Origin of the sequence: Paraburkholderia sp. J69-1 (assembly GCF_905220255.1) — a bacterium.
Taxonomy (GTDB): Bacteria; Pseudomonadota; Gammaproteobacteria; order Burkholderiales; family Burkholderiaceae; genus Paraburkholderia.
Map to the genome: position 1 here is coordinate 108,078 of NZ_CAJMZG010000013.1, position 22,924 is coordinate 131,001.

Annotated in this window: 21 protein-coding genes; 17 read left to right on the plus strand and 4 right to left on the minus strand. The window is 65.0% G+C overall.

The annotated features are described in order from the left end of the window. Window positions 1–4: 4 nt before the first annotated feature. Genes ribBA through U5A67_RS23605 form a run of 3 tightly spaced genes read right to left on the minus strand, consistent with a single transcriptional unit; the run spans window position 5 to window position 2,965 of the window. A complete protein-coding gene (gene ribBA / locus U5A67_RS23595) occupies window positions 5–1,198 on the minus strand; it encodes a bifunctional 3,4-dihydroxy-2-butanone-4-phosphate synthase/GTP cyclohydrolase II (RefSeq protein ID WP_321816075.1) in 1,194 nt (397 codons plus the stop codon). Beyond that, window positions 1,195–2,010 carry an enoyl-CoA hydratase/isomerase family protein gene (locus tag U5A67_RS23600; protein WP_321816076.1) on the minus strand — a complete coding sequence of 272 codons (816 nt, stop codon included), beginning with the start codon at window positions 2,008–2,010 and terminating at the stop codon, window positions 1,195–1,197. Before U5A67_RS23600 ends, ribBA begins: the two co-directional genes overlap by 4 nt. A gap of 7 nt (window positions 2,011–2,017) precedes the next feature. Next, window positions 2,018–2,965 (minus strand): alpha/beta hydrolase, encoded by a 948-nt coding sequence (locus tag U5A67_RS23605; RefSeq protein WP_321816077.1) that lies wholly within the window; start codon window positions 2,963–2,965, stop codon window positions 2,018–2,020. Window positions 2,966–3,348: 383 nt separating this feature from the next. Between U5A67_RS23605 and U5A67_RS23610 the strand changes: the two genes are divergently transcribed. Further along, window positions 3,349–4,527, plus strand: coding sequence for a helix-turn-helix transcriptional regulator (locus tag U5A67_RS23610; RefSeq protein ID WP_321816078.1), 1,179 nt, complete (start codon window positions 3,349–3,351; stop codon window positions 4,525–4,527). A gap of 56 nt (window positions 4,528–4,583) precedes the next feature. On the opposite strand, the gene U5A67_RS23615 is transcribed toward U5A67_RS23610, so the two are convergent. Further along, a complete protein-coding gene (locus U5A67_RS23615; protein ID WP_205986034.1) occupies window positions 4,584–4,934 on the minus strand; it encodes a VOC family protein in 351 nt (116 codons plus the stop codon). A 273-nt stretch (window positions 4,935–5,207) separates the two neighbouring features. Between U5A67_RS23615 and U5A67_RS23620 the strand changes: the two genes are divergently transcribed. The 16 genes from U5A67_RS23620 to U5A67_RS23695 all read left to right on the plus strand — a co-directional run bounded on the left by U5A67_RS23620 (window position 5,208) and on the right by U5A67_RS23695 (window position 22,923). Next, on the plus strand, window positions 5,208–6,347 hold the full coding sequence (locus tag U5A67_RS23620) for an LLM class flavin-dependent oxidoreductase (RefSeq protein WP_321816079.1): 1,140 nt from the start codon (window positions 5,208–5,210) through the stop codon (window positions 6,345–6,347). 52 nt (window positions 6,348–6,399) lie between these two features. Further along, entirely contained in the window at window positions 6,400–7,593 is a 1,194-nt protein-coding gene (locus tag U5A67_RS23625) for an acyl-CoA dehydrogenase family protein (protein WP_321816080.1), read from the plus strand. A gap of 11 nt (window positions 7,594–7,604) precedes the next feature. Next, window positions 7,605–9,365 carry an FAD-dependent oxidoreductase gene (locus U5A67_RS23630; RefSeq protein ID WP_321816081.1) on the plus strand — a complete coding sequence of 587 codons (1,761 nt, stop codon included), beginning with the start codon at window positions 7,605–7,607 and terminating at the stop codon, window positions 9,363–9,365. Then, window positions 9,362–9,874 (plus strand): flavin reductase family protein, encoded by a 513-nt coding sequence (locus U5A67_RS23635; RefSeq protein WP_321816082.1) that lies wholly within the window; start codon window positions 9,362–9,364, stop codon window positions 9,872–9,874. Before U5A67_RS23630 ends, U5A67_RS23635 begins: the two co-directional genes overlap by 4 nt. Window positions 9,875–9,891: 17 nt before the next feature. Then, window positions 9,892–11,580 carry an FAD-binding protein gene (locus tag U5A67_RS23640; RefSeq protein WP_415767912.1) on the plus strand — a complete coding sequence of 563 codons (1,689 nt, stop codon included), beginning with the start codon at window positions 9,892–9,894 and terminating at the stop codon, window positions 11,578–11,580. A 16-nt stretch (window positions 11,581–11,596) separates the two neighbouring features. After that, window positions 11,597–12,361, plus strand: coding sequence for an SDR family oxidoreductase (locus U5A67_RS23645; RefSeq protein WP_321816084.1), 765 nt, complete (start codon window positions 11,597–11,599; stop codon window positions 12,359–12,361). 21 nt (window positions 12,362–12,382) lie between these two features. After that, window positions 12,383–13,417, plus strand: coding sequence for a ferredoxin--NADP reductase (locus tag U5A67_RS23650; RefSeq protein ID WP_321816085.1), 1,035 nt, complete (start codon window positions 12,383–12,385; stop codon window positions 13,415–13,417). A 76-nt stretch (window positions 13,418–13,493) separates the two neighbouring features. Further along, window positions 13,494–15,077, plus strand: coding sequence for a FadD3 family acyl-CoA ligase (locus U5A67_RS23655; protein WP_321816086.1), 1,584 nt, complete (start codon window positions 13,494–13,496; stop codon window positions 15,075–15,077). Between the two features lie 97 nt (window positions 15,078–15,174). Next, the gene (locus tag U5A67_RS23660; protein WP_321816087.1) at window positions 15,175–16,077 is read left to right on the plus strand and encodes a VOC family protein; all 903 of its coding nucleotides are present in this window, start codon (window positions 15,175–15,177) and stop codon (window positions 16,075–16,077) included. Between the two features lie 12 nt (window positions 16,078–16,089). After that, on the plus strand, window positions 16,090–16,977 hold the full coding sequence (locus U5A67_RS23665) for a CoA transferase subunit A (protein ID WP_321816088.1): 888 nt from the start codon (window positions 16,090–16,092) through the stop codon (window positions 16,975–16,977). A 47-nt stretch (window positions 16,978–17,024) separates the two neighbouring features. Next, on the plus strand, window positions 17,025–17,786 hold the full coding sequence (locus tag U5A67_RS23670; protein ID WP_415767916.1) for a CoA-transferase subunit beta: 762 nt from the start codon (window positions 17,025–17,027) through the stop codon (window positions 17,784–17,786). Between the two features lie 17 nt (window positions 17,787–17,803). Further along, entirely contained in the window at window positions 17,804–18,688 is an 885-nt protein-coding gene (locus tag U5A67_RS23675; protein ID WP_321816090.1) for an enoyl-CoA hydratase, read from the plus strand. Further along, on the plus strand, window positions 18,685–19,782 hold the full coding sequence (locus tag U5A67_RS23680) for a nitronate monooxygenase (protein WP_321816091.1): 1,098 nt from the start codon (window positions 18,685–18,687) through the stop codon (window positions 19,780–19,782). The genes U5A67_RS23675 and U5A67_RS23680 overlap by 4 nt, the downstream gene beginning before the upstream one ends. Window positions 19,783–19,810: 28 nt before the next feature. Further along, window positions 19,811–20,638, plus strand: coding sequence for an enoyl-CoA hydratase family protein (locus U5A67_RS23685; RefSeq protein WP_321816092.1), 828 nt, complete (start codon window positions 19,811–19,813; stop codon window positions 20,636–20,638). Further along, complete coding sequence (locus tag U5A67_RS23690) at window positions 20,635–21,804, plus strand: acyl-CoA dehydrogenase family protein (protein WP_321816093.1); 1,170 nt, start codon at window positions 20,635–20,637, stop codon at window positions 21,802–21,804. The genes U5A67_RS23685 and U5A67_RS23690 overlap by 4 nt, the downstream gene beginning before the upstream one ends. 60 nt (window positions 21,805–21,864) lie before the next feature. Beyond that, window positions 21,865–22,923 (plus strand): acyl-CoA dehydrogenase family protein, encoded by a 1,059-nt coding sequence (locus U5A67_RS23695; protein WP_321816094.1) that lies wholly within the window; start codon window positions 21,865–21,867, stop codon window positions 22,921–22,923. The last annotated feature ends 1 nt before the right edge of the window (window position 22,924 follow it).

Genomic DNA, 22,924 nt, shown 5'->3' on the forward strand with positions numbered 1-22,924 from the left:
TCTTTTATGCTTCGACCAGCGCAGGCGCGCTATACGTCGCAAACGCGGCAGCGCGAATCGAATCGACAGAAGCGCTGACGCTATCGCTCGCCATATCAGGCAGATCTTCTAGCGGAATAAACGCGCTGATTTCCAGTCCATGCCCTGAAAGCGCGGGCAATTTCAGCGGACTGGACAGCACGTTGAGTCTTTTCAAACCGAGGTCGCGCAAAATCTGCGAGCCGATGCCGTAATGGCGTTTGCCAGAAACCGAAGCCGAAGCGCCTTGCCCATCGCGCAGGTTCTCCGCTGAATTCACCCGCAATTCGCAATCGAGCAGCACGGCCACGCCGCAATCGCACGCGTCGATGCGCGCGAGCGAGGCGTGCAGCGCCTGAACGTGCGCGTTCGTTCGCACGTCGGGAGGATCGAGCAGATCGAGCAGCGAGGCGCGCTCCTGTACGCGCACGAGCGTCGGTATATCGGCGTCTGGCTGGCCGCGCACGAGTGCGAGATGCGTTGCACCGCTCACGCGGTCGCGATAGGCCATTGCCTCGAATCGACCCCACGCTGTATCGATTGCGCGCGCGCCGATGCGCTCCACCAGCGATTCGCGCTCGCTGCGATAGCGGATCAGATCGGCGATCGTGCCTATTTTCAGGCCGTGTTCGTGTGCGAAGCGCTTGAGTTCGGGCAGCCGCGCCATGGTGCCGTCGTCGTTCATGATTTCGCAGATCACGGCGGCCGGCGTGAAGCCCGCGAGCGCGGTGAGATCGCAGCCCGCTTCCGTATGGCCCGCGCGCACCAGCACGCCGCCTTCGCGCGCGACGATGGGAAACACGTGGCCAGGCTGCACCAGATGCTCCGCACGCACGCCGGGCGCCGTGGCCGTGCGGATCGTGTGGGCGCGGTCGGCGGCGCTGATGCCGGTCGTCACGCCTTGCGCGGCCTCGATGCTGACCGTGAACGCCGTGCCGTACTGTGTGCCGTTGCGCGTGCTCATCGGCGCGAGTTGCAGGTGTGCTGCGTGATCCGCGGTGAGCGTGAGGCAGATCAGGCCGCGTGCGTGGCGCGCCATGAAGTTGATCGCGGCGGGCGTCACGCAATCGGCGGCAATGACGAGATCGCCTTCGTTTTCGCGGTCTTCCTCATCGACGAGGATCACCATGCGCCCCGCGCGCAGTTCCTCGACGATGGTGGCGGTATCGGCCAGCTTCATGGCTTGGGCTCCTCGGTACGGATGGGAAAGCGCGGCGCGCGACGTTCTGCAAACGCGTTGCTGCCTTCGCGGAAATCGGCCTGCGCTGCGCAGGCGAGAAAGCCGCGTTGTTCGGCCAGCAGTTGCGCGTCCAGCGTGCGGCCCGGTGCATCGGCGATCAGATGTTTGGTGTGCGAGAAGGCGACCGGCGACAGTTCGGCCAGACGCTCGGCGCGTTCACGTGTTGCGCTCGCGAGTTCTGCCGCGGGAACAACCCAGTTGACGAGGCCAACGCGCAAGGCGTCGTCGGCGCTATGGCATTCGTCCAGATAGAGCCATTGCGCGGCCACGCGCGTGCCCAGCAGACGCGGCAGCGTGAAGCTCGCGCCGCCGTCGGGCGAGGTGCCGAGCCGGTTGTACGCCGAGGTGAACGATGCGTTGTCGGCGGCGATCGCCACGTCACATGCGGCCACGAGCGCGAGGCCGAAGCCCGCTGCCGCGCCGTTCACGCTCGCCAGGATCGGTTTGGGGGAACGCGCGATGGTTGCGACCGCAACCTGTGCATGACGCACGAGTTTGCCGATGGCGCGCGTGCGGCGCGCTGCGGGCAAGTCGAGCGCGGCGCGCATGGCGTTGACGTCGCCGCCCGCCATGAAGGCACGGCCCGCGCCGGTCAGCACGATCGCACGCACCGATGGGTCTTGCGTCAGTCGATCGAGGCGCGAGCAAAGTTCGACGGCCATGGTTTCGCTGAGCGCGTTGAGCGCGTCCGGGCGGTTGAATGTGAGCGTGGCGACGCCCTGGGAATCGGTGGCACTAAGGATTTCCGTCATGGCGATATCAGCGATAAAGCGCCGCGTGCAAGGCGTGCGCGCCGAAGCTGAGCGCGGCGTCGGCGGCATCGAACACGCCCAGCATGCTGGCGAAGCCGTGTATCTGGCCCGGCCAGCGCACCAGCGTTGCGGCCACGCCCGCCTGGGCGAGGCGCGCGGCGTAGTGTTCGGCTTCGTCGCGCAGCGGGTCGTATTCGGCGCTGATGATGGTTGCGGGCGCAACCTGATCGAGCGTTTCGGTGCCGAGCGGGCTGGCAAGCGAGCTGGAGCGATCCGCATCGGCATCGAAATATTGATGCTTGAACCAGCGCATCAAACCGGCGTCGAGCAGGTAGCCCTGGCCGAAGCTTTCGTATGAAGGATGCTCGTGCGCGCAGTCGAGTACCGGGTAGAGCAGCAATTGATGGGCAATCGCGACTTCGTTGCGCAATTGCTGGGCGCAAACAGCGGCGAGATTGCCGCCCGCGCTGTCGCCGGCGACGGCCAGCGCATCAGGACGCGCGCCCAGCTGCACGGCATGGGCGGCCGCCCAGCGCACGGCAGCGAGGGCGTCGTGCGCGGCCGCCGGGAAGCGCGCTTCGGGCGCGAGCCGGTAATCGACCGATAGCACGAGCGTGCGGGCGCGCGCTGCGAGCGTGCGGCAGAGGTTGGCGTGCGTGTCGATTCCGCACGCCACGAAGCCGCCGCCGTGGAAAAACACTGTGAGCGCAAGCGCCTCGTCACCGCCATCCAGGCCAGCAACCGGACGATAAAGACGCGCAGCCAGCGCACCGGCGAGGCCCGGCAACGCGAGGTCTTCCTCGGCGGCGACAGCATCACCTGCGCCGAACGCACTGGCCGCGCCGCCGGCCGCGAGCGCGGCGCGATAACTGGCGGCGTCGAGTCGCGCATAGTCGGACGCGGGCGCGCCAGCCAGCGAGGCAAGCAGCGCGGCGGCCTGGGGATCGAGCGCCATGCGGGTTTCTCCTTGGAATGAATGGATGTGAAGGACCGGAATCAGCGATGAAACAGGCGCTGAATACAGCGAAAATCTCGCCCTATGGCGCCCGGAATAGTCATTGAGCGAATTGGAGCGCCTGGGCGCGGCGGTGGCATCGTCCGATCAGACGAGGGGCGCGCAGGCGCTTCGGCGTAATGTCTGGAATGGGGCGCAACGTAGGGTTCGTGCTGTACGCGCCCCGCCAAAGAAGCGTCCACAGATGAGACGCACGAGAAACAGGAGACGCGAGGCGATGCACCGGCCAGGGGAATCTCCCGATGCCGATCGCATGACAGCCCCGTAAAGTTGGCCGTCGCAAAAGCGACGTGCAGGCGGCATGGAGGACGGAGACCGTGTTGATGGAGACGAGATGGGCCCCGGAAGAGGGCCAGGACGCGAGCGCCGTGGCGGGCATCGACGTTCCGCAGTTCAGCGCGCTGCTTGCGCGCATCTATCAGGGGCCGCTGGAAACGGTGCCCTGGAAGGCCGCGCTGGAACTCATACGCGTGCATCTGGACGCCACTTACGCCACGCTGATCCTGCGTTCGCCGTCGAGCGACCGCCGCGGTCTCATGGTGCACGCGGCCGAAGGCGCAGGCGCGCCCAACGATGCCTCGTATAACGACTATTACTATTCGCTCGACCCGTTCGTGGGCCTGCCCGCCGAGCGCGTGGTGACGGTGGACGAGGTGTTTGGCGAAACCGGCTGGCTGTCGAGCGAGCTCTACAAACAGTTTCTGCAGCCCGCCGACGTGCGCTACATCATGGGCGCCGATCTGCGCACGGAAACCGGCGTGGAATGCCGCTTTCGCGTTTGCCGCAAGCATGGCGTCGCGCATTTTTCCGTACGCGACAAGGCGTTTTGCGCGCTGCTGCTGCCGCATCTGCGCCGCGCGGTGGAACTGCATTCGCGCTTGGACGTGGTGGAATCGGAGCGCACGCTCTATGCGAGCGCCATCGACCGCATGCTGGTGGGCACCGTCACGCTTGACGAAAACGGCGCGATCATGAGCACCAATAGTGTCGCCGATGAAATCCTCGCGGAAACGGATGGCCTGCGTATCGCGCACGGTCATGTGGAAGCCACCGATAGCCACGAAAACCGCACGCTGCAGCGGCTGATTCGCCACGCGATGATGGGCCACTTCGGCACGGCGGGGCCGCTGGTGGAAGCGATGCCCGTCACGCGTAGCGGCGACCGCCCGAAACTGGGCGTGCTGGTGCGTACGGTGCCGCTGTCCGACTGGTCGGAGGATAATCGCCGCCGTCCCGCGACCGTGCTGTTTCTGCGCGACCCGGACCGCAAATCGCAGCGCTCGCAGGAGGTCGTGCGCAAGCTGTTCGACCTCACGCCCGCCGAGACTTCGCTCGCGCTGCTGCTCACCAACGGCCTCACACTCGAAGAGGCCGCCGAAGAACTGGGCATCAGCAAGAACACGGCGCGCGCGCATTTGCGCTCGATCTTTTCGAAGACGGGCGTGACGCGTCAGGCCACGCTCGTGCGTATCCTGCTGGGCAGCGTGGTGCCGCTGGGTTGACGCCGCGCCACGCAGGCAGGCGGCCTTTAACGTGCTGTTAAAGGCCGCTTCGTCCATCACGCCAGATGCTTTTGCGTGAGCACCAGCAGCGCGCCATTGCGATCTTCCAGCACGGCACGCAATTCATGCGGCCCCTGCTGCACCGGCACGCGCACTGAAGCGCCCGTGGCTACCACGCGCGCCATCGCCGCATAGAGATCGTCATCTTCTGCAATCCTGAACGTTAGTGCCGGACGTTCTACGATCCGTTCATCGCCTGCTACCAGCGCAATCGTGAGCGGACCGCCTTCCAGTGCGCAATAGCGCTCGCCGTCGCGCATTTTCACCGTGAGCCCGAGTCCATCGACGAAAAACGGCAGCGCCGTGTCGATCGTGTCCACCGGGTACAGCATCATCGAAGCCTTCATCGCATCTTCCCGTTGTGTGTTCTGTGGTCATGCCACGAGCCGATGCTAGCGCGCGCGTAGCGGCGCGCCATGTCCGATTGGACTAGGCCGCTACAACCCTTCGCATCGCGCGCCAGGCGCAGCAAAACGCGCTAATCCAAATAGACGATGCCGCGCATGCCTTGCGCGCCGACACTTCCTCTCATGGACCGCCACGCGGTTCCCATCTCGCCCGACCTGGCCCATCCGCGGCGGCGCAGCCGGCGAGTCCGACACAACAAGGAGACACCCGCGATGAAGTTTTCCCTGATCTACGAAGCCCAGACGACCGATGCATCGCGCGAGGGCGACCACTGCGTCTTCAAGGAGACCGTCGAGCAGGCGCTGCTGGCCGAGCAGATGGGCTTCGACACCGTCTGGTGCGTCGAGCACACCTCGCTCACGAACTACGCGCATATGAGCGCGCCGGAAACGTTTCTTGCCTATCTCGCGGGCCGCACGACGCGCATTGGCCTCGGTCACGGCGTAATCTGCCTGCCGCCCGCGATGAATCATCCGATCAAGGTGGCCGAGCGCGTCGCGATGCTCGACATTCTTTCGCAGGGCCGTGTGCACTTTGGCGTGGGCAAGGGCGGCAGCCAGCAGGAAGCGGGCGCGTTCGGCTACGACCTCGCGGAACTGCAGCCGATGATCGACGAATCGATGTACCTCGTGCCGAAGATGTTCGTGCAGGAAGAGATCGAACACAACGGTCAATACATCAAGATTCCTAAACGTCCGATTCACCCGAAGCCGTATCAGGATCCGCATCCGCCGATGTATATGGCCTGTACCAATAGCGATGGTTTGCTGCGCGCCGGTCAACGTGGGCTCGGTGCGCTGGTGCTGGGTTTTGGCGGCCCCGACGAAGTGGCGAAAAAGAACGCGCTCTATCGCGAAGCGTGGCGCGCGCGCAAGGCCGAAGATCAGGTGGGTTTCCGTCCGACCGAACATCTCGCGGCGCTGTGCCCGGCCATCGTCATGGCGGACGGCCAGCAGGCCCGCAAGATCGGCATTCGCGGCCAGCGCTACTTCATGGAGTCGCTCGCGTACTGGTACACCGGCGGCGAGCGTCCCGATCCGTCGAGCTGGGGCGACGATCTTGTCCAGGCGGACGGCGGCCAGATGGTGATCCGCTCGCGCTTCGCCTCGGAAGAAGTGGTGGTGGACTTCAGCGATCCGGCGTTGTCGATGATGAACCCGAATCACGCTTACGGCACGGTCGATGACTGCATCGGTTATGTAGGACGCCTGATGGAAGCGGGCGTGGACGAAGTGCTGTTTCTCTGCCAGATGGGTACGGTGCCGCATGAAGCGCAGCTTGAAACCATCCGCAATATCGGCGAACACGTGATTCCGTACTTCAACCGCGTGAAGGCGCGCGCGGTCGCCTGAGACCGACACCGGCAAGCCGGCCACAACATCAAGAAGACACAAGGAGACAGCGGTGCATCGAGAACACGATTCGAACGCCCTTGCGGCCGAACTGATCGCACGCGCACAGGCGCTCGCGCCCGTGCTGGCGCAGCGCGCCGATGCCGCGGAAGCCGAAGGGCGCATTCCGGCGCAAACGCTCGCGGACCTGCAGGCGGGCGGCTTCTTCAAGGTGCTGCAACCGAAGCGCTATGGCGGCTACGAACTGGAGCCGCAGGTGTTCTTCGAAATCCAGATGGCGCTCGCGCGCGGTTGCATGTCCACGGCGTGGGTGTATGGCGTGGTCGGCGTGCATAACTGGCAGCTTGCGCTATTCGACGAGCAGGCCCAGCGCGATGTCTGGGGCGACGATCCTTCTACGCTGATCGCCTCGACCTATATGCCGGTGGGCAAGGTCACGCCGGTGGAAGGCGGCTTCCGGCTTTCGGGGCACTGGAAGTTTTCGAGCGGCAGCGAGTTGTGCGAGTGGGTTTTCCTTGGCGCGCTGGTACCGCCCGCGCGCGATGGCGAACCGCCCGAATATCGCACGTTCCTGCTGCCGAAAAGCGCGTATCGCATCGAGCGCGACTGGGACGTGCTGGGTCTGCGCGCGACGGGCAGTCACGACATCGTAGTCGAGGACGTGTTCGTGCCCGCCTATCGCACGCACAAAGCGGTGGACGGCATGATGGGCACGAGCCCCGGGCTCGAGGTGAACGATGCGCCGCTGTTTCGTCTGCCGTTCGCGCAGATTTTCGTGCGTGCGGTGTGCACGGCCTGCATCGGCGCATTGCAGGGCGCGCTCGACGACTTTACCGCTTATGCGGCGAATCGCGTGAGCGCCAATAGCGGCGCGAAAACGACCGATGATCTGGGCGCGCAGTCCGCGTGCGCGAACGCCTCGACGGCCATCGACGAAATGCAGGTGCTGTTGCGCCGCAATTTCGCGGAATTGCTGGCAGCGGCCCAGGGCGGCCCCGAAGTGCCGATCGAGCGACGCGTGCTGTTTCGCTATCAATCGGCGCAGGTGGCCGAGCGTTGCGCGCAGGCGGCCAACACGCTGCTGCGCTATGCGGGCGGCAATGGCATCTATCGCCGCAATCCGCTCGTGCGCCGTTTTCTCGACCTGCACGCGGCGCGCGCGCACTACGCGAATAACGTCGACCGTTTCGGCCAGAACCTGGGTGCAGTGATGCTCGGCCGCCCCAATACCGACTTCTTTATCTGAGGGCGGCGATCATGAGCGAGCAGCCCATGCAGACCGAAACATTCGACGTGGTGATCGTCGGCTCCGGCGCGGGCGGCCTGCTTGCCGCGTGCCGTGCGGCCGATCAGGGGCTTTCCGTGGTGGTGATCGAAAAGAGCGGGGAGTATGGCGGCACGTCGGCGGTGTCGGGCGGCGGCATCTGGGTGCCGTGCAATCACCATATCGCCGAAGCGGGCGGCCAGGATACGCGCGAAGCCGCGCGGGTCTATCTCGACGCCTGCACGGCGGGCGCAAGTTCGCGCGCACGACTCGATGCCTATCTGGACACCGCGCCGGAAATGCTGCGCTATCTGGAAGCGCGTACACCTGTGCGTTACCAGTCGCTGCCGCATTACGCCGATTATTTTCAGGCGCTGCCGGGCGCCATGCCCGGCTATCGCGCGCTCGATCCGCTGCCGTTCGACGGCGCGCGATTAGGCCATGAGTTTGCGCGTTTGCGTCAGCCATCGCCTGGCACGTTGATTGGCGCACGTGTGGCGGTGACTTCGAAAGAGGCGCATACGCTGCTGTCGAAAGAGCGCGGCTTCATGATGCTCGCGCTGCGCCAATTCGGCCGTTACTGGCTGGATATTCGCGCGCGGCTGCGTTCGCGGCGCGACCGGCGGCTCACGCTTGGCAATGCGCTCGTAGGTGGGCTGCGCTACGCGCTGCTCGAACGCAAGGTGCCGCTTTGGCTCCATACGCCAATGCGCGATCTGATCGAATTCGATGGTCATATCGATGGCGTGCTGGTCGAGCGCGAGGGGCAGATGCTGCGCGTGCTCGCGCGGCGCGGCGTGATCCTGGCTTCGGGTGGTTTCGAGCGCAACCAGTCTTTGCGCGAACGCTATCTGCCGCACCCGACCGATGCGCAGTGGAGCGCCACGCCGCCGCACAACACCGGCGACGGCATGCTCGCGGGCGAACGCGCGGGCGGCGCGCTCGCACTGATGTCCCATGTGTGGGGCGCGCCTACGTTGAACGTGGCGGGCGAAGAGAAGCAGCGCGCCTTATTCGTCGAGCGCAATCTGCCGGGCTGCGTGATCGTCAACGGCCTGGGTCAGCGCTTTGTCGACGAAGCCGCACCGTACTCTGAATTCATCTACGCGATGTATCGCGATCATGCAAAAACCGGCGCCTGTCTGCCCGCGTGGATGATTTTCGATGCGCGCTTTCGCAAGCGTTATCCGTGCGGCCCGATCATGCCGGGTTCGATGATGCCAGATTCGCGTATTCCGAATTCCTATCGATCGTTGTTGCATCGAGCGGATTCGCTCGACGCACTCTCGGCACAAATTGGCGTGGACGCGGCGGGACTGCGCGAGACGATTGCGCGCATGAATGACTATGCAGCCAGCGGTATCGACGAAGAATTCGGTAAAGGCGGCAATCTGTTCGACACGTATTACGGCGATCCCGCTGTGAAGCCGAATCCGTGTCTCGCGCCGATTGGCACAGCGCCGTTCTACGCCGTGCGCATCGATGCGGGCGATATCGGCACCAAAGGCGGCCTCGTCACCGACGAACACGCACGTGTATTGCGCGCCGATGGCAGCGTGATCGCCGGGCTCTACGCGATCGGCAATACGAGCGCATCGGTGATGGGCGCGAGTTATCCGGGCGCCGGTTCGACGCTCGGTCCCGCAATGACCTTTGGCTATCGCGCCGCCGATCATTGCGCGGCGCAAGCCGGCGCTTCCTTCTCTGTTTCAGCCTCGCGCACGGATCGCGAGTTTCGTGGAGTCACACAATGAGCGAACTTTCAATCGAGCCACTGCGCGCCGATATGCTGCTGGCCATGCGCCGCCTTGCGCGGTCGGTCGCGGTCATCAGTTGCTGCGACGGCGAGCGGCGTTATTCGATGTCGGCAACCGCAGTGGATTCGCTGTCGACCGAGCCGCCTTCGCTGCTTATCTGCATCAACCAGTCGTCGTCGATGTATCCGCCGCTCGCGGCCGGTGCGGACTTCTGCGTCAATCTGCTTGCGGCGAGCCAGCAGGATATCGCCATCGATTGCAGCGGCCGGCTCAAAGGCGAAGCGCGCTTTACGAGCGGCGACTGGCAGCGCTCGGAACAAAGCGTGCCGTATCTGGACGGCGCCCAGGCAAACCTGCTTTGCACGCAGGACGGACGCTTCGATTACGGCACGCATACGGTGTTTATCGGCAAGCTGCGCGAGGTGAAGCTTAGCGGCGACATCGAACCGCTGCTTTACGTCGATGGCGCTTATACGACCGCTACGAACGCCGCTACCAGCGCATGAACTCGAGCGCCACGCCTGTGGAAACACCACTCGTTATCGCCGATGCGAATGCGCATCGCTGGGACGACACCTGCGGCGTGCTGATTGCTGGCTTTGGCGCAGCGGGTGCTTGCGCCGCGCTCGAAGCGGCACAGGCGGGCGCACGCGTGCACATCGTCGAGCGCTTCGAAGGCGGCGGTGCGAGCGCAAAGAGCGGCGGCGTGATTTACGCGGGCGGCGGCACGCCGTATCAACGCGAAGCGGGCTACGCGGATACGCCCGAAGCCATGGCCGCGTATCTGCGCAGCGAAGTGGGCGATGCGGTCACGCCTGCCGCGCTCGAACGTTTCTGCCACGGTAGCGTGGCGCAACTCGCATGGCTGGAACGGCACGGCGTTCGCTTTAGCGCCACGATGCCCGAGCGCAAGACGTCGTATCCGCCTGAGCGCGCCTACCTGTATTACTCGGGCAACGAGGCCGTGGGCGACGCACCCGAGGTGCCGCCTGCGCCGCGCGGGCATCGCGTGGTGGCGCGCGGCATGTCGGGGCGCGCGTTGTTCGCCACGCTGCGTCGCGCCGTGGAAGCGGAACCGAATGTCGAGATCGAGCAGCACGCCAGCGTGCGCCGCCTGATCGTCGATACAACGGGGCGCGTGATGGGCGCGCAGGTCTGGAGCGTGAAACCAGGCCGCGCCCGCAGGCATCATGCCCGGCTCGCGCGTTGGGCCGACAAGCTGCACAACGGCTTGCCCGCGCTGGCCGATCGCCTGCGTGCCGCCATTCTCAAGCTGGAGCAGAACGCAGGTGAGGTACGCGACATCCGCGCCAACGCCGTTGTGCTCACAACGGGTGGCTTTATTTTCAACCGCGAGATGGTGGCGCAACACGCGCCGCATTACCTCGCGAACTGGCGGCTTGGTACCACCGCCTGCGATGGTTCGGGAATTCGCCTGGGTGAATCGGCGGGCGGGATTGCCGATTATATGGAGCGTGTTTCCGCGTGGCGATTTATCAACCCGCCGTTTGCATGGGCGCGCGGCTGCGTGGTCGATGCGCGTGGCGAGCGCTTCTGCAACGAGGAAGTGTATGGCGCGAAACTCGGCCATGCGATGTGCGAGAGGCGTGACGGCCGTGCGTGGCTGATTCTGGATTCGGCGCTCGTGCGTGAAGCGTTGCGCGAATGCGTGCGAGGGCGTCTGTGGGCATTCCAGAGCGTGCCCGCTTTGTTGCTGATGCTTGCGAACCGGCGGCGCGCCGATACCCCGGCGGAACTGGCATCGCTGATCGGCGCCGATCCGCTCACGCTCGAACGCACGCTGGCCAACTATCGCGCGGCCTTTGCGCAAGGACGAGATAGCGAATTCGGCAAGTCTGCCGCAATGCTCTCGGCGTTCGCGAGTGCACCGTACTACGCGCTAGATATTTCCGCCGATAGCCGCGTGTTTCCCTGTCCGGCGATCACGTTGGGCGGGCTGCGCGTGGACGAAACCACCCATGCCGTGCTGCGCGCGAACGGCGACGCCATTGGAGGGTTATACGCCGCAGGGCGCGCCGCACGCGGGCTGGCATCGAATCACTACGTAAGCGGCCTGTCTTTGGCCGATTGCATCTGGTCGGGCCGTCAGGCCGGCCGCGCAGCAGCACGTGAAGTGCTGGCCGCGCACGACGCTTCAAACAATAACGTTGCAGGCGCAACCGTTTTACCCCTTCATCCACTGACACACTGACAAAGAGAGAACGAAGATGGGAGACAGACTCAAAGGCAAGATCGCCATCGTGACGGGCGCAGCAAGCGGCGTGGGCAAGGCCGACGCACTGCTGTTCGCAGCCGAAGGCGCGCGCGTGGTGCTGACCGACGTGAACGAGGAAGCGGGCCACGCGGTGGCCGCGCAGATCGGCGATGCGGCGCTGTTCGTGCGTCACGATATTGCATCGGAAACGGGCTGGAACGACGTATTCGGCGCGACGCAAAAGCACTTCGGCACGCCGGACGTGCTGGTGAATAACGCCGCCATCCTGCAGCTTGGCAGCATCGAAGACGCTACGCTCGAACAGTGGCAACGCATCATGCGCATCAATGCCGAAGGCTATTTCCTCGGCTGCCAGGCGGCGGTGCGGGCGATGAAGGAGAAGGGCGGCGCGATCGTCAATATGTCGTCGGTGGCGGCGCTGGGCGGTCTGGGCGCATTCTGCGCGTACTCGGCGAGCAAGGGCGCGGTGACGGCGCTCACGCGTGCGATCGCCGCGCACTGCAAGACGCAGGGCTACAAGGTGCGTGCCAATACGATTCACCCCGACGGCATTCTCACGCCGATGACCGAACCGTTCTTCGGCTCGGCCGAAGCGGGCCGCGCGCAACTCACGGAGTCGGTCGATCCGCGTTCGCGCATGTGCCTGCCCGAAGATATCGCGCAACTGGTGTTGTTCCTCGCTTCCGATGCGTCGCGCTTTATCAACGGCAGCGAATACCGCATCGACAATGCGCAGATGATCATGGGCGTTGCCTGACGCATGCACGCGAGTCCTGCCATGACCGAAGCGCGTTTTCATCGGCTGCGTGTGGCCGAGGTGATTGCCGAAAGCGCCGATGTGCGCTCGTTCGTGTTCGAACTGCCGGGCGCGCTCGCGGATGCATTCGCCTACCGGCCGGGGCAGTTTCTCACGCTGCGCCTGCCGCACGGCGAGGCATCGCTACAGCGCTGCTATTCGTTGTCGAGCGCGCCGGGCGTGGACGCAGCGCCGAAGATCACGGTCAAGCGCGTGCGTGACGGGCGCGCATCGAACTGGCTATGCGATGCCGTGCAGCCCGGCGATGAAATCGACGTGATGACGCCCGCGGGTGTCTTTACGCCGCGCTCGCTCGACGAAGATCTGCTGCTGTTCGCAGGCGGCAGCGGCATTACGCCGGTGCTGTCGATCCTGAAGGCGGCGCTGGTTGGCGGACGCGGCATGCTCACGCTGATCTACGCGAACCGCGATGAATCGTCGGTGATCTTCGGGGCGGCGTTGCGCGAACTGGCGCAGCGCCATCCGGGCAGATTGCGGGTGATTCACTGGCTCGACAGTGTGCAGGGCGTGCCGCAGCAACGTCATCTGGAAGAACTCGCGCGGCCGTGGAGTCAGCAAACCTGCTTTATCTGCGGCCCGGCGCTCTTTATGGAAAGCGCTTTGGCGGCGATGCTGGCGCTGGGTTTGCCGCGCGCGAAGATTCACGTCGAGCGCTTTGCTTCGTTGCCCGATCGCGTTGAGAAAGTTGCGGCCACAACCAGAGAGCCACGCGAAGGCACGCAGGCGCAAGTCGAAACGCAGCTCGATGGTGCGAGCCATCGTTTCACCTGCGAGCCTGGCGAGACCTTGCTCGACGCGATGGAGCGCGCCGGTCTCGCGCCGCCCAGTTCCTGCCGCAACGGCTTGTGCGGCGCCTGCATGTGCCGTGTCGAAGCTGGCGAAGTCGCGCTGAATGCCGAGGCCGCGCTGGACGAAGAAGAACGCGCCGACGGCTGGACGCTGGCATGCAGCGCCAGGCCCGCGAGCGCCCAGATCCGCATCGTATTCCCCGATTAGCGTCACGCTATGTTCCGATTTATCCGCGCCGCCGCAGCTTGTCTTGCGGCGGCGCTCGTCTTTCCGGAGACCCTGGATGAAGCCTAACGGCATTTTCACAACGCCCGCGCTGATCGCACGCGGCGCCGCGCGCTACGGCGCACGCATGGCGATCGAATCCGAAGCGCTCAGCCTCAGCTATGCGCAACTCGACGCCGCGCGGATCGAAGCCGCACGCGCGCTGATGGCGTGCGGCATCGAGCCCGGCAACCGCGTGGCGATCTGGGCGCCCAACCTGGCGGAATGGATCGTCGCGGCGCTGGCGATCCAGAGCGCGGGCGCGGCGCTCGTGCCCGTCAACACACGCATGAAAGGCCTTGAAGCAGGGGCGATTCTCGCCGATAGCGGCGCGCGCATCCTGTTCTGCTGTGGCGAATTTCTTGGCGAGCAGTATCCGTCGATGCTGGCGCCGCATCGGCCCGCATCGCTGGAACGCGTGATCGTATTCGATGGCGATGTCGAGCACGGCTGCGAAAGCTGGCCGACCTTTTTGCAGCGCGCCGGGCAGACGCCGCTCGACGCGGTTCACGCACGCGAAGCACAGGTTGGCCCGGATAGCCTGATGGACGTGATGTTCACCTCCGGCACCACGGGCCGCCCGAAAGGCGTGATGACGACGCACGGCCAGAACCTGCGCGGCGTGCACGACTGGGCGCAGATTGCCACGCTGCGCGAGGGCGACCGCTATCTGATCGTCAATCCCTTCTTTCATGCTTTTGGCTACAAGGCAGGCTGGCTTGCGGCGCTCGCGAGCGGCGCGACCGTGCTGCCGCATGCCGTGTTCGATCCGCAGGCCGTGCTCGAACGTGTGGTGCGCGAACGTATTTCCGTTCTGCCTGGGCCGCCCACGCTCTATTACGCGCTGCTCGATGCGCCGAACCTTGCGGGCCGCGATCTCGCGTCATTGCGCGTGGCGGTGACGGGCGCGGCCGCGATTGCACCCAGCCTCATCGAACGCATGCGCGCGGAACTAGGCTTCGAAACCGTGCTGACCGGTTATGGCCTCACGGAGACCTGTGGCTTCGCCACGCTCTGCCGCCACGGCGACGATGCCCAGACTGTCGCGCAAACCTCGGGCCGCGCGATGCCCGGCGTCGAGATGCACATCGCGGGCGTGGACGGCGCCGCGCTCGCGCCGAACGAAACGGGCGAAGTCTGGGTGCGCGGTTATAACGTCATGCGTGGCTATCTCGACGATCCGGCCGCTACGTCCAATGCGATCGATCCGCAAGGATGGCTGCATACCGGCGATATCGGCTCGCTCGATGAAGGCGGCAATCTGCGCGTGACGGATCGCATCAAGGACATGTTTATCGTCGGCGGTTTTAACTGCTATCCGGCGGAGATCGAGCGTCTGTTCGCGGCGCACGAGGCCGTCGCGCAGATCGCCGTGATCGGCGTGCCGGACGCGCGCCTGGGCGAAGTGGGGCACGCGTGGGTCGTGCTGCGTGCGGGCGCGCAAGCCGATGGCGAAGCGCTCGCGCAATGGGCGCGCCGCAACATGGCCAATTACAAGGTGCCGCGCCGCATCGAAATCGTGCCCGCTCTGCCCACCAGCGCAGCCGGAAAGGTACTCAAGTACCGTCTGCGCGAAGCCTTCGCAGAGGGCGCGAGCGCGTAGTCGAAGCCGGAACATCATAGTCTCAACAGACGATGTTCGTACCGCCCCTCGCGGCCAGAATAGACCTCACTACAACGGGTTTTCTGGAGGGGCGAAGATGAGCGATGTGCGGGCATTGGGCTACGTCGTCGTGCAGTCGGCGGATGCGGGCAAGTGGCGCGAGTACGCGCGCGACGTGCTGGGCATGCAAGCGCACGAGGCCGGTGAAAAAGATAGCGGCGCGTTGTACCTCAAGATGGACGAGCGCGACTTCCGCTATCTGATCGTGCCGGGCAAGGAGGATCGCTACTTCGCCTCGGGCTGGGAACTGGCCGATGAAGCGGCGCTCGCGTCACTGGTGACCAAGCTGGAAAACGCGGGCGTGGAGCCTCACCGCGCGAGCGCTCAGGAAGCCGCGTTGCGCCGCGTGCAGGCGATGGTCTGGTGCCTCGACCCATCGGGCAACCGGCATGAATTCTTCTGGGGCGTGCGGGCGGACTTTCGCCGCTTCGTTTCGCCGGTGGGCGTGCCCGGCTTCGTGACCGGCGCCATGGGTCTGGGACATACGGTGTTGCCCGCGCCGGCCTTCGACGCCACCGATGCGTTTTTGCGCGACGTGCTCGGCTTCGCGCTCTCCGATATCTACCGCGTGCGCTTTACCGCCGATCCCGCGGAACCCGAAAAGCGCATTCACTTTCTCCATTGCGGCAACGCGCGCCATCACAGCCTCGCGATCATGGACCTGGCCGTCCCTTCGGGCTGCATCCACGTGATGGCCGAAGTGGGATCGATGGACGAGGTGGGCCGCGCGCTCGACCGCGTGGCCGCGCATGGCGTGAAGATGTCCGCCACGCTCGGCCGTCACTGCAACGATCGCATGACGTCGTTCTATATGAAGACGCCAGGCGGCTTCGACCTTGAATACGGTTTTGGCGGTCTGGAGGTGGACTGGAGCGAGCACAGCGTCTATGAAGCGACGCGCGTGAGCCTCTGGGGCCACGATTTCAGCATCGGCTTTTAAACAGGGAAGCGAATGAAAACGCTCGATAAACGTCTGAGTGCGCGCGATGTGGTGGCGCAGCTCGAAGACGGTATGACCATCGGCATCGGTGGCTGGGGACCGCGCCGCAAGCCCATGGCACTGGTGCGCGAGATCGTGCGCTCGCCGCTGCGCGATCTCACGGTGGTGGCCTACGGCGGGCCGGATGTGGGCTTGCTCTGCGCGGCTGGCAAGGTGAAGAAGGTGGTGTTCGGCTTCGTGTCGCTCGACGTGATTCCGCTGGAGCCGCATTTCCGCCGTGCCCGCGAGAACGGTGCGATCGACGTGCTGGAACTGGACGAAGGTTTGCTGCAACTCGGCTTGCGCGCTGCGGCTGCACGTCTGCCGTTTCTGCCGACCCGCGTGGGGCTCGGCACCGATCTGCTGCGCCACGCACCGCAGCTTCGCACGGTTCGATCGCCTTATAAGGATGCCGAAACATTGTTGGCGATGCCGGCAATCGAACTCGATGCCGCGCTACTGCACGTCAATGTCGCCGATGCAATGGGCAACACCCGTATCGATGGCCCCGATCCGTTCTTCGACGCCTGGTTTGCGCGCGCGGCCAGGCGCACATACGTGAGTTGCGAGGCGCTGGAAACGTCGCTTGCGAGTGTGGACCTCGAAGCTGCGCGTCGCAATCCGTTCGAGCGTTCGCTGGTGAGCGGCGTGGTGCATGCGCCGTGCGGTGCGCATCCCACTTCCTGCGCGCCTGCCTACGGCTGGGATCTGCCGCATTTGAAGGCTTATTGTGCGGCAGCCGCCGACGAACAGCAGACAGCGGCCTATCTGCGCGACGTAGTCGGCCCCGACGAATCCGCGTGGCTCGCAGGCGCGGGCGGTCCCTCCCACGTAGCGGCATTGCCGCTGCCGATTCTCTGATAGGAGCGCGCGTGAACGACGCTTTGGAATACTCCCTCGCCGAACTGATGATCGTCGCCTCGGCGCGGCTCTGGCGCGACGACGGCGAAGTGCTGGCGACCGGCATCGGCACCGGACCGCGTCTCGCAGCGGGTCTCGCACGTCTCGCCTACAACGCCGGGCTGATGCTCACGGACGGCGAAGCGTATCTGGTCGAATCGCCCGTGCCGCTGGGCCCGCGCGATGACGCGTACCGTGTGGCCGCAAGCGGCTGGATGACCTACGAGCGCGTGTTCGATTGCGTCTGGCACGGCCGCCGCCACGCGCTGGTCATGCCTACGCAGATCGACCGTTACGGGCAGGCGAATATCTCCTGGCTGGGCCGCGATTATGCAAAGCCGAAGACGCAATTGCTGGGCGCGCGCGGTTTTCCCGGCAACAGCATCAATCACGCGAATTCGTTCTTCGTGACCAGCCACACGACGCGAACCTTCGTGGCAGACGAAGTCGATATGGTCTGCAGCGTGGGCTACAACCCGGCGCGCGAGATCGAAGGCATGCGTGCATTCACGGATTTGCGCGCCATCGTCACCGATCTCTGCGTGATGGACTTCGGCGGCGCGGATCATGCGGTGCGGGTCCGCTCGCTCCATCCGGGCGTGAGCATCGACGAAGTGCAGGCGGCAACCGGCTTCGCGCTTCACCAAGCCGATGACATCAGCGTCACTGCCGCGCCGCGCGCCGAAGATCTGCAGATCCTGCGCACGCTCGATCCGCACAATCTGCGCGCGTCGATCCTGCGCGACAATCCTGCGCCCCGGCGCGCGTAACGCGAAGCGAGGCCAACATGCAGCAGACGCTTGCGCAAACCGAAGACGTGGTGCTCTACGCCGTCGATAACGGCATCGCGACCATCACGATGAGTCGCCCTGCGTATCACAACGCGCAGAATTCGCAGATGACCTATGCGCTGGACGCCGCGTTCCGGCGCGCGGCGCACGACGATGCCGTGAAGGTCATCGTGCTCGCCGGTGCGGGCAAGCACTTTTCGGCGGGGCACGATATTGGCACGCCGGGCCGCGATATCGACGTCTCGTTCGAGCGCCAGTCGCTCTGGTACGACCACGTTGGCAAGGAGGGCGGCGAATTCCTCTATGCGCGCGAGCAGGAAGTGTATCTGGGCATGTGCCGGCGCTGGCGCGATCTGCCCAAACCGACCATTGCGATGGTGCAGGGCGCGTGTGTGGCGGGCGGCTTGATGCTCGCGTGGGTGTGCGATCTAATCGTCGCATCGGACGATGCGTTCTTCGCCGATCCCGTCGTGCGCATGGGCATTCCCGGCGTGGAGTATTTCGCGCATGCCTACGAACTGAATCCGCGTATCGCCAAGGAGTTTCTGTTTCTGGGCGAGCGGATGAATGCGCAGCGCGCGCAGCAGATGGGCATGCTCAACCGTGTGGTGCCGCGCGAGACCTTGAGCGCTACGGTTCAGGAGATGGCGGAAAAAATCGCTGCGATGCCGCGCCTCGGACTCGCATTGACGAAGCAGGCGCTCAATCATGTCGAGGAATTGCAGGGCAAACGCGCGGCAATGGATGCGGCTTTCGCCTGGCATCACTTCGCGCACGCGCATAACGAACTCGTGAGCGGCGACCGTCTTGGCGGTTATGACGCGCGCAAAATGGCGCAGTCGCAGCGCGCTTCAGCAGACGATAAGGAATCCAGATCATGAGCGCGACGATCTCCGTATTGCGTACGCCGCTGACCGATCTGCTCGGCTGTCGTTATCCGGTCATTCAGACGGCGATGGGATGGGTGGCCGATGCGAAGCTGGTCGCGGCGACCTGTAACGCGGGCGGCTTCGGCTTTCTCGCGGGCGCGACGCTTGAAGCCGATCGTGTCGAGGCCGAGATTCTGCGCGTGAAGTCGCTCACGGATCGTCCGTTCGGCATCAACTTTCATATGTTCCAGCCGAATGCGGCGCAAGTGGTCGATCTGGCGATTCGCCACCGGCTGCGTGCGGTGAGCTACGGGCGCGGGCCGGATGCCGCGACGATCCGTCGTTTGAAGGATGCGGGCGTGCTGTGCATTCCCACGGTCGGCGCGCCGAAGCACGCGGCTAAAGCCGTCGAACTCGGCGCGGATGCGGTCACGGTGCAGGGCGCGGAAGGCGGCGGCCACACGGGGTCCGTGCCCACCACGCTGTTGTTGCCGCGTGTGCTGGACGCCGTGCAGGTGCCGGTGATCGCGGCGGGCGGCTTCTTCGATGGGCGCGGTCTGGCGGCCGCGCTCGGTTACGGCGCGGCGGGCATCGCCATGGGCACGCGCTTTCTCATGACCGCCGAATCTCCCGTGCCGCAGGCAACGCTCGCGCGTTATGTGGCCGTGAAAGATCCGGCGCAGATTCGCGTTTCCGCGGCGCTCGACGGCCTGCCGCAGCGCATGATCGACAACCCATATCTGCTGCATCTGGAAGCGCTTGGGCCGCTGCGCCGCACGCTCTTTGCGCTTCGCGCGGCGCAGGCGTGGCGGCGGCAGAACGGCTTGTCGCTGGCGCAGATGGCGTCGATCGGCATGAAGGCGCTGCGCGAACACGGTTATACGGCGAGCCAGACGTTGATGGCGGCGAATGCGCCATATCTGATCCAGCGCGCGATCGTCGATGGCATGCCCGACGAAGGCGTGCTGCCGGGTGGCCAGGCCGCCGCGATGATCGGCGCAATCGAACCGTGTGCGGCGGTGATCGATCGCATCGTGCAGGAGGCCGTCGAACGTATCGAGGCAATCTGCGCCTTGCGGGGCGAACTCGCCGAGAACACGCACTGACGCATTTCACGAAACAGGGACGGGTAACATGACACAAGCAAGCCATGACGAAGGGGCCGCGCGCCGACCGGCATTCACGATCGCGCGCGTGGGCACGCAGGGCGCAGTGGCCGAATTGACGCTCGACCGGCCGCCGGTCAATGCGCTCGACAGCGAAGACTGGTACGCGCTGGCCGCCGCCATCGACGCACTGGGCCGTGACGACAGCGTGCGCGTGATCCTGCTGCGCGGCGAAGGCCGGGGCTTTTGCGCGGGCGTCGATATCAAGGAACTGGCGGCGTATCCCGAGCGTATCGTCGCTGTGAATGCGGGCAATTACGCGACGTTTCGCGCAGTGCATCGCAGCACCAAGCCGGTGATCGTGGCGGTGCATGGATTCGTGCTGGGCGGTGGTATCGGCATCTGCGGGGCGGCGGATATCGTGATCGCTTCGCAATGCGCGCGCTTTGGCGTACCCGAGATCGACCGCGGTGCGATGGGCGGCGGCGCGCATCTGCAGAGAATGTTCGGAGTCCAGAAGGTTCGTGCGATGTACTTCACCGGCGATATGGTCGATGCGGACGAAGCCTGGCGACTGGGCGCCGTGGAGCGGGTCGTGCCGCGCGAAGGACTGCGCCACGCGGCGCTTGAACTCGCGCAACGCATTGCGGAAAAGAGCGGTGCGATGCTGGCGCTCGCCAAGGAAGCGCTCAACGGCGTGGAAGACGGCGACCTCGAAGACAAATATCGCTGGGAACAGGGCTTCACGTTGCAGGCCTATATGACGAACGATTCGACCGAAGCACGCAGCGCCTTTGTGGAAAAGCGCAGCGCGCAATTCGACGACGCACGCCAATCGCGCGAGGGCCGCGCATGAAACTCGACTACACGCCGCAACAGCGCGCCTTCCGCGAGGAGATTCGTGCATGGCTCGCCGATCACGTGCTGCGTGCGCCGCTGCCGAGCTTCGACACGGAAGCGGGTTTCGCGGCCCATCGCGACTGGGAGCGCACGCTGCATTCGGGGCGCTGGAGCATGGTCACCTGGCCGCGCGAGCTGGGCGGACGGGGCTGCGATCTGATCGAATGGCTGATCTTCGAAGAAGAATACTGGCGCGCCGACGCACCGATGCGCGTGAACCAGAACGGCATCTTCCTGCTTGGCCCCACGCTGATGGACTTCGGCACCGAAGAACAAAAGGCGCGCTTTCTACCGGCGATGGCCTCCGGCGAGCATGTCTGGGCGCAGGGTTGGTCGGAGCCGAACGCCGGTTCGGACATGGCCGCGATTCGCGCAAGCGCGCTGCGCGACGGCGACGATTATCTGCTCAACGGCCAGAAAATCTGGTCGACGCGCGCGGTCTGGGCCGACTGGTTGTTTGGCCTCTTTCGTACCGATCCGCAGTCCACGCGCCATCATGGCCTCACTTTCCTGATGGTGCCGCTGAACGCCCCGGGCATCACGGTACGGCCGATTCGCCAGTTGAACGGGCAGACCGGTTTCGCCGAAATCTTCTTCGACGATGTGCGCGTGCCGGCAGCAAACCGCATCGCCGGAGAAGGCATGGGCTGGCAGGTGGCGATGGCGACGGCGGGCTTCGAACGCGGCTTGATGCTGCGCTCGCCCGCGCGATTCCAGCGCACCGCCGAAGCATTGCGCGATCTACTGATTGCGCACCCGGAAGCGGCGCGGCGCGATCCGTCGTTGCGCGAGCGCGTGGCGTCGGGCTGGATGGACGCACAGGCTTACGCGCTATCCACGTACATGACGGCGAGCCGCTTGCAGAAGGGCGGGCATATTGGCGCGGAATCGAGCACGAACAAGGTGTTCTGGTCGGAACTGGATCTGCGCATGCATCAGACGGCGCTCGATATTCTGGGCGCGCAGGCGGAGGTGGTGCCGCACAGTGTGCAGGACCGCGTGCGCCTGGGCAACTGGCTCGACGGCTTTCTGTTTGCGCAGGCAGGGCCGATCTACGCAGGCACCAACGAAATCCAGCGCAACATCGTCGCCGAACGCATGCTGGGCATGCCGCGCGGTTAATCCGGCAGTTGAACAGCGGAATACACGACACACCATTCGATATGGATTCCTGATCAAAACATGGACTTTTCATTCGACGATGACCAGGAAGCGTTTGCCGATAGCGCACGCCGCTTCCTGATGACCGAGCTGACGCCCGAACTCATTCGCGAGCTTTGGGAAAGCGAAACCGGCCGCTCGGAGCGGCACTGGGCGCAGCTTGCCGAACAGGGCATGACGGGCGTCACGGTGCCCGAGGCGCAAGGCGGTCTGGGCATGAGCACCAACGAATGGGCCTTGCTCGCGCAAACTTGGGGATATTTTGGCGGACCCGATCCGCTGATGGATACCGCGCTGGTGGCTGTGGCGCTGTTGAATCGTCTGCCCGAAAGCGACTGGCGCGACACCTTGCTCGCGCAGATTGCCCAGGGCGGCGCACGCGTTGCGCTTGGACATCCCGTCAATCCGTATGTGGCCGATGCACATGTTGCACACGTGCTGCTGTGCGAGCGCGACGGCGAGTTGCATCGCGTAACGCCCGCAGCCTGCTCGCTTCAGGGAGTGGAAAGCGTGGACCAGTCGCGGCGTTTATTCGCGCTCGGCTGGACACCCGATGCATCCACGCGCATCGCCAATACGCAAGAAGCCGCACCCTTGCTCGACACCATGCTCGATCACGGCGCGTTTGCCGTAGCGGCGCAATTGCTCGGCCTCACACAGCGCGTGCTGGACGCGGCGATCGATTACACCTCGCAACGCAAGCAGTTCGGCAAGCCTATCGGCGCGTATCAGGCCGTCAAGCACCTGCTTGCCGATGTCGCGATCCGCTATGAATTCGCGCGTCCCGTGGTGTATCGCGCTGCCTGCGCGCTTGCGACCCACGACCCGCAACGTGCGCTTTATGTCTCGCACGCGAAGCTCGCCGCGCTATCCGCAGCACAGCTTGCCGCGCGCAACGCAATTCAGGTGCACGGCGCGATGGGCTACACGTGGGAGCTGGATCTGCAGATTTTCGTCAAGCGCATCTGGGCGCTGGCTGGACATTGGGGCGATACGACGTTCCACCGTGAACGCGTCGCGCGCACGCTGATCGATGCGCGCGCACCTATCGGTCCGGCTCGCACTTTCGAACTGGAGTGAA